Source organism: Vibrio harveyi NBRC 15634 = ATCC 14126 = KCTC 12724 (assembly GCF_001591145.1).
Lineage (GTDB): Bacteria > Pseudomonadota > Gammaproteobacteria > Enterobacterales > Vibrionaceae > Vibrio > Vibrio harveyi.
The window spans coordinates 24,961-31,556 of the sequence record NZ_BCUF01000054.1 but is presented as its reverse complement, the minus strand read 5'-3'; the positions used below and the strand labels follow the sequence as shown (position 1 = coordinate 31,556).

Here is a 6,596-nt window from a genome sequence, read left to right as displayed (position 1 = left end):
TATCTAAGACTCAGGCAAACGACATCAAGCCGTCTTCATCACCACAACTGCAGCAATCACCACAAAGATACCAAACCAGCCAATCGGCTTAAGCTTTTGTTTGAACAGCAAAGCACCACCAATCGCGGTACCTAAGATACCGATCGCGCCCCAAGAGGCATAGGCGATCGCAAGGTCGATTTCTTTTACCGCTTGAGCAAGCAAAGTAAACGCCGCCATCACCAAGACAATCGCAGTGATGCCCCACCCTCTGTGCTTAAAACCTTTAGAGCGAGTCAGCGCCATGTTCGCCATGATGTCGACCAACGCCGCCATGACGACAAATCCAAATGAAACAGTAAAAAATTGGCTCATGATTAACACCTCGCATTCGATGAGCTTGGCAACTCATCTTTTTGTTGAGGCTGACCGTGTGATTCACCGAGCGTCACACACACAATACCGACCACCGCCAGCGCCAAACCAAGCAACTGTTGCGTACTTAAGTTGGCATCAAATAAGACAATAGAAACCAGGGTAATCAAGGCGATACCCAAACCTTCCCATGTTGCGTACGCGACACCGATAGAGATTTTCTTTGCCGCTTTTGACAAGAAGTAATAGGAAATGGCGATCAGAACGTACATCACCAGATAGCCTTCCCACGCATTACTTTCACCAATAAACGACATCGTACTGGTACCGGCAACTTCGGCAACGATGGCGAGCAATAAAAATAGACGTGCAATGAGCATAATTCATCCTCCCCAGAAATTAAAAAACTGCATAACGGAGAATGGTGAATGTCCTTTAAGAATCAGACATTCAAAGAATTGATAAGATAAAAAGAGCCGCTTCTCCTGACTATTTGTAGTCAGATTAGCCCTTCTTCAGTGAAACAGACAGGTAATTGAGATATTCATTTTTGAATATCTCAAAGGGTAGTTTGCCTATCCGATCACGTTAATGGCGTATTGAGGGTTTGCTGCACCACTTGGTGCAAATGGCGATGCAATGGGTGGTTACGGTAGGTCTGTAAATAACCTCCAGAAACAACAAATTGGCTGAACTCTCGGTTGACCATCGGCATTGGATAAGAGGCAAGCTCGTGCATCAAATGTGCAGTACTTTGGCTGGCATACATGATGGCATCTGTCTCAAGCAGCATTTGGCAAGCGACACGCAAGTTGTAGGATTTAAGTAGTACGACCGGCTCGTAACCCATGCGGCGATATTCTGACTCCACCGTACACAGCGGGTTGTAGGATGCTGGCGCAGGCAAAGAGACCAGTGGCAATTCCGACACCGTATCCCAGTCATTGCTGATTTGCGACAGCGTCGGGTGATCTTTACGCGCCAAAATCACACGCTTTTCAACAAACAATGGGCGCATGTAGATGTCTTTCGACAACTCAGTTTCTTGATCGAGAATGCAGTAGTCGTGCTCGCCCTCTAACATCTCGCCTTGGGAATAAATGTTCCAACTTGAGAAAGCAAATGAGGCTTGAGGAAAGGCTTGATGGCAACCGCGCAATAAACGCTGACCTTGCTCGTCCATCAAGTAAGGGTCGGTCACTATCGCAATCTGACCTTGGTATTCAAGTGGGTCGAATTCCGAAAACTCCTGCACTACTTTTTCTAGCGGAGACAACATGTTATCAAACTCCGCCGCTAGGCGAATCGCCATTGGGGATGGCTCTACCCCGTGTGCTTTACGCACAAACAGCGGATCATCAAACACGTCTTTAAGTTTCATCACCCCACGACTGGCACTGGGTTGCGAAATACCAAGCTGCATCGCCGCCAACTTGATGCTGCGATTTTCTACTACGGCTTTAAGTAAGCGCATTAAATTAAGGTCTAGCGCATCAAGTTGATGTGGCATGCCCGTGTCCTTATCAGAAACGAATGATGAAAAATAAACGTGAGTCAGAGCTAGTTAGACGCTCTCGCCTGCTGTAATTTGATAGCCCATGTTCACGACCGTCTCGGCTTGCTCTTCACCCTTAAGGCGTGCAATCAATAGCTCGGCACTTTTCTCACCAATCTCGAAACGCGGTGTATCCACACTGGTTAGTTTCGGGCTAATAGTTTGCCCGATGTCCAATGCGTTGTAGCCCACCACCGCAAGTTGATCTGGCACTTTGATGCCGCGTTGCTGAGCACTCAACAAAGTACCAATCGCGATGTCGTCGTTGGTACAAAATACACCATCAAGTTCTGGGTAGGTTGCCAGTGCGCGCTCCAATAAATCATGCGCCAACGAAAAGCTAGAGTGATCGCCCGTTAGCACGTGTTTTGGCTCCAATCCTGCTTCTGTCATCGCGCGATCGTAGCCTTGCATACGCAATTTAGTACGCGTATCCAAGCGAGCACCGAAGTAAACAATAGTACGCTTGCCCGACTCCAACATGCGCTTTACGACGCTGTAAGAAGCGTCTTCGTGATCCATACCAACCGCCATATCAATCGGCTGCTCTGGCAGTTCCATGGTCTCTACCACAGGAACGCCAGCGTTTTTGATCATCTGCAAAGTGCGTTGAGTGTGATGGCTTTCAGTTAGGATTAAGCCATCAACTTGATAAGAGAGCAGCGACGCGATTTTGCGTTCTTCTTCCAGCTCGTCATAACTAAAGTGCGCAAGCAGTGTTTCATAGCCATTAGCTTTAGTGACCGTTTCAATGCCCTGAACAAAAGACGCAAAAATTTGGTTGGACAGTGAAGGCAACAAAATACCAATCGCTTTACTGGAAGACTTCGACAACATCGCCGGTGCACGGTTTTCGATGTAGCCCATCTCTTCAATCACGGCGGCAATCTTCACCCGTGTTTTTTCTGCCACCGAGTCTGGATTGCGCATGTAACGCGAGACGGTCATTTTTGTTACGCCAACTTTGTCTGCGACATCCTGCAATGTCGTTCTTGCTTTCTTATTCTGCTGAGCCATAAATATCTAATTTATCAGTAATGTTACTAGTAACATTATGACGAATAGACTCCTCGTCGACAAGCTCGGCAAAACCCATCTGCTACATCATTAATAAAATCATAACCTTACCGCTCAAATAACCATCAAATTGCAATTCCAACATTGTGATTCAAAGCTGAATAAATAAATGACATTAATATTGAGTTTCTTATAAAATAGCGTACCTAAAACAATAAGATACGAAGTACAGTGCAGTTAGGCTCTAGCGAAACCCAGATTTACTATCACCTGCTTGATCTGGACGACTCTCAAAAGCAGCAATACCTCAACGAATTGCAGCAGAGTCAACCTGAGCTTTACCTCCAAATCGCTCCTCTTTTAGCTAGCGAAAACGAAGAAGAACAACTGACACAGTTGCTCGGCTTCGGCGCGAATTTGGCAACCAAACAAGAGGTCGACCTAACGGGCGAAGAAGTTAGCAAGTACCGACTCACCCACGAGTTAGGGCGTGGAGGTATGGGGGTCGTATATGCGGCACTGCGCGCTGACGAGACGTTCGAGCAAGACCTTGCGATCAAGTTCATCCAAACCAATCTCAGTAATGTATTAGGCAAACGCGCGCTGTTTGATGAAGCTCAGCTTCTGGCTCGTTTGAACCATCCTTACATTGCCAAAGTGTTTGATGGCGGCTTGCACGGTGATTCGGTTTACATCGTGATGGAACGCGTTTTTGGTCAGACCTTAGACTCGTATTTGTTGCTCACGCCAATGGAAGACGATGACAAGTTGTTGCTGTTTAAGCAGATTTGTCAGGCAATGGAACACGCCCACCAGCATCAAGTCCTGCATGCGGATCTCAAACCAGAAAACATCCTAATTGATCGCAATAAACGACCAAAACTGCTCGATTTCAACCTGACACAAAAGGTGCAATCAAACAGTGATGATTCGTCTCCGGCATTAATTGCCTTCAGTGAAAAATACGCCAGCCCAGAACAGCAAGCCGGAGCGTTTTTGACTGAGCAAAGTGATGTGTATTCACTGGGTAAGATTCTGGCGCTGATGTTTCCTGATCAGCCAATATGGTCAGATATTTATTGGGTGGTGAGACGCGCAACGCGAGCGAAAGCAAAGCAGCGCTACCTCAATGTTCGGACACTGCGCCAAGATATTGAATGTATTTTAGAACGACGCCCAATAGAGCAAAAGAAGCACTGGCCACTGTACAGTACGCTTCGTTTAGTACAACGCCGACCGCTGCCGTCGCTGTTGTCCGCAATCTTAGTGTTATCTGGTTTGCTGTTTGGTAACACTCTGATTCAAAAGAACATACAACTGCAACAAGAGAAGAAGATTGCAGAAGACATCATGTACGAAGTGACGCGCCTTGTCTTTCATGCCAAAGGGCAAAACGTCGAGCATATGTCCGTCAGTGCCATGATGGAACTGACACGCAGGCGGATTCTGTCTAACCCAGATATCCCCAAACACATAAAACAGAAAATGCTGTTGGCGATGATGACACCGGTGCCAGAGAAGCACCTCACTAAATCAATAAGTTGTCAGCCAAATTGTGCACCAAAGGACCGCACTCAACAGTAAGGCTAAACATAAGAAAGGCTTAAAAATTAAAATGTACACACGTTCCATTGCGATCTGGTTGTCTGCGTTAGCGATAGCACCAGCATGGGCGAACTCTACTTCTACGACTCCGTCGGCAGAAGCGACAGCGCCTACCATAAAACAAGGTTTCTTCATCGATTCACCGGTAACTGGTCTGTATTACAAAACCAGTTCCAACCTGTCTGGTCACACAAACAAAGGCGCATTTCAGTATCGTCCTGGCGATGTCATCAGCTTCTTCCTCGGCAATGATGATAACGGCTACTTGCTCACCACAATGTCGAGCCAAGAAGTGCTCACACCGACCATGGCGACCACAAAACCCAGTCGCAGCATCAATATGACCCGCTTGTTGCTCTCTCTCGACAGCACTCCGGAAAACCGTCAAGAAATCGTGCTAATCAACAAGGTATTATCCGATCCAACCTTCCAAGCACAGCTCAAGCGTCTCGACCTCAATTTCCTAGATGACGCCAAACACCAACTCAATTTGGATTGGGTTTCGGTGCAAGAAGCAGTTGAACATCTAAATGAAAGCCAACGCTACATCGAAAAGAACTTCGCCTCAAATGAGATCATTTTTGAGCCTCGTGACGTGCGATTTAAGAACATCATCATCAAGAAAAAGGATTGGCAGGGTCGCGCCTGTGCATTCGATATTCGCTATCAACACCACCCGCGTTACCGCCCACCAATTGGCGAGATTAACTTCACCATCACTAAAGAGAGCCTGATTCAGCATCCAAGTGTTGGCGACTACTTCCAAGGCTGTTTCCTAGCACTTAACCAGAGCGTAACCGAAGAAATTGTCGAACCGATTGAAAAGTTCTCTGAATGGGAAAGCTTGGTCGGCTGCGCCGATTCAGGCTGTACCCGTAGTGACCTCAATGGCTTCTCGTTAGAAGATTATGACGATGAAGGCGATTGGAAATATCGATCGGTTGCACTCAACTTCGATCCGAGCACCCAGCTATTAATGGAAAAAGTACAGGGGTTGGGACCAAACGAGCACGTTAAGCACCACAACCGTACTGAGATGTTGTGGTTTACCTATCCTGACTCTGTCGATAGCGAAATTGCCTACCAAGGTGTATGGCAACAAACTCAATACCTACAAGACTCAATGAAGCAGTCGTGTCTACTAATGCGTCATAACCAAGTGTTGCGTTTACCTGTCGATGCCGTTGCCTGCCCTACAGATACCAGTCTATACACCCAAGATGTCACCAACGAGTATTTGGACATGTGGTGGGTCAACAATGACCAGCCAAGTGCTGAACTCGCGCAAATGAACGTAATGGTGCGTTGGTCACCAACCCCAGCAGAAATCAACTACACCACGTGGGAATACCTACCTGCAGGCAAAAGCTGGGAGCAAGGCATTTTGTATCGTTACCAACAAGACATTAGCCGTAATCGCGATGGTTCTGATCGCGTTAAAACCTATTCCATCTCTGAGTTTGTAAAAGTAAGTGAGGATGTATAGCCATGACTTCTAAATCTACTCTGACGCAAATTATCCAACAGTGGCAAGCAGGCGATAAACAGGCGGAAAGTGAGTTGTACCAATTCGCTTACCTACAACTGCGTAAAATTGCTCAACAAGAACGCGAGCGCAACGCAGAGAAATACGGAACCGACAATAAGGTACTGTCGGACAGCGTAAACAGCACCACAGCTCTGATCCATGACGCGTATTTAAAGATGTCTAATTGCGACATGAGTGAGATTGAAACCAAGCGCGATTTCTTCTTAATGGCAGCCAAAGTAATGCGCCAAATCCTGATCGACAACGCTCGCTCACATCAAGCGCAAAAACGCCAACACATCACGCTGATGAAAGAAGAAGAAGATCGCTTCGAGCAACTCATCATCATGGATAAAGCACTCGATAACTTTAGTGTGCGCTACCCGCGCCAATCCAACGCGTTAAAGCTCAAATATCTGATGGGCATGAAAAACCAAGAGATCTGTGAACTACTCGAATGCAGCGCCAGTTTGATTGAAAAAGACCTTAAGTTCTCCCGCAGTTGGCTGCAATCAAGAATGGCACACGCGTAAAATC

The 6,596-nt window shown here is 46.8% G+C and carries 7 protein-coding genes; 3 read left to right on the top strand and 4 right to left on the bottom strand.

Annotated elements, in window-relative coordinates; translation table 11 throughout:
• Positions 1-24: 24 nt before the first annotated feature.
• The 4 genes from VHA02S_RS21320 to VHA02S_RS21305 form a co-directional block, all read right to left on the bottom strand.
• Positions 25-354: an SMR family transporter gene (locus tag VHA02S_RS21320; RefSeq protein WP_005434604.1), complete on the bottom strand. Its 330-nt coding sequence runs from the start codon at positions 352-354 to the stop codon at positions 25-27.
• Positions 355-356: 2 nt separating this feature from the next.
• Positions 357-734 (bottom strand): SMR family transporter, encoded by a 378-nt coding sequence (locus VHA02S_RS21315; RefSeq protein WP_005430013.1) that lies wholly within the window; start codon positions 732-734, stop codon positions 357-359.
• 203 nt (positions 735-937) lie between these two features.
• Positions 938-1,864, bottom strand: coding sequence for a LysR family transcriptional regulator (locus VHA02S_RS21310; protein WP_038899403.1), 927 nt, complete (start codon positions 1,862-1,864; stop codon positions 938-940).
• A 54-nt stretch (positions 1,865-1,918) separates the two neighbouring features.
• Positions 1,919-2,926: a LacI family DNA-binding transcriptional regulator gene (locus VHA02S_RS21305; RefSeq protein WP_038899404.1), complete on the bottom strand. Its 1,008-nt coding sequence runs from the start codon at positions 2,924-2,926 to the stop codon at positions 1,919-1,921.
• Between the two features lie 231 nt (positions 2,927-3,157).
• Here VHA02S_RS21305 and VHA02S_RS21300 point away from each other — a divergent pair, with 231 nt between their 5' ends.
• Genes VHA02S_RS21300 through VHA02S_RS21290 form a run of 3 tightly spaced genes read left to right on the top strand, consistent with a single transcriptional unit; the run spans position 3,158 to position 6,592 of the window.
• Positions 3,158-4,510, top strand: coding sequence for a serine/threonine-protein kinase (locus VHA02S_RS21300; protein ID WP_017189912.1), 1,353 nt, complete (start codon positions 3,158-3,160; stop codon positions 4,508-4,510).
• Positions 4,511-4,541: 31 nt separating this feature from the next.
• Positions 4,542-6,017: a hypothetical protein gene (locus tag VHA02S_RS21295; protein ID WP_038899405.1), complete on the top strand. Its 1,476-nt coding sequence runs from the start codon at positions 4,542-4,544 to the stop codon at positions 6,015-6,017.
• A 2-nt stretch (positions 6,018-6,019) separates the two neighbouring features.
• Complete coding sequence (locus VHA02S_RS21290; RefSeq protein ID WP_005446332.1) at positions 6,020-6,592, top strand: sigma-70 family RNA polymerase sigma factor; 573 nt, start codon at positions 6,020-6,022, stop codon at positions 6,590-6,592.
• Positions 6,593-6,596: the final 4 nt, after the last annotated feature.

What these genes read in the sequence shown, in the direction of transcription:
- VHA02S_RS21310 (WP_038899403.1), bottom strand. Translation starts at nt 1,864, where the DNA reads ATGCCACATCAACTTGATGCGCTAGACCTTAATTTAATGCGCTTACTT.
- VHA02S_RS21295 (WP_038899405.1), top strand. Translation starts at nt 4,542, where the DNA reads ATGTACACACGTTCCATTGCGATCTGGTTGTCTGCGTTAGCGATAGCA.
- VHA02S_RS21320 (WP_005434604.1), bottom strand. Translation starts at nt 354, where the DNA reads ATGAGCCAATTTTTTACTGTTTCATTTGGATTTGTCGTCATGGCGGCG.
- VHA02S_RS21290 (WP_005446332.1), top strand. Translation starts at nt 6,020, where the DNA reads ATGACTTCTAAATCTACTCTGACGCAAATTATCCAACAGTGGCAAGCA.
- VHA02S_RS21305 (WP_038899404.1), bottom strand. Translation starts at nt 2,926, where the DNA reads ATGGCTCAGCAGAATAAGAAAGCAAGAACGACATTGCAGGATGTCGCA.
- VHA02S_RS21315 (WP_005430013.1), bottom strand. Translation starts at nt 734, where the DNA reads ATGCTCATTGCACGTCTATTTTTATTGCTCGCCATCGTTGCCGAAGTT.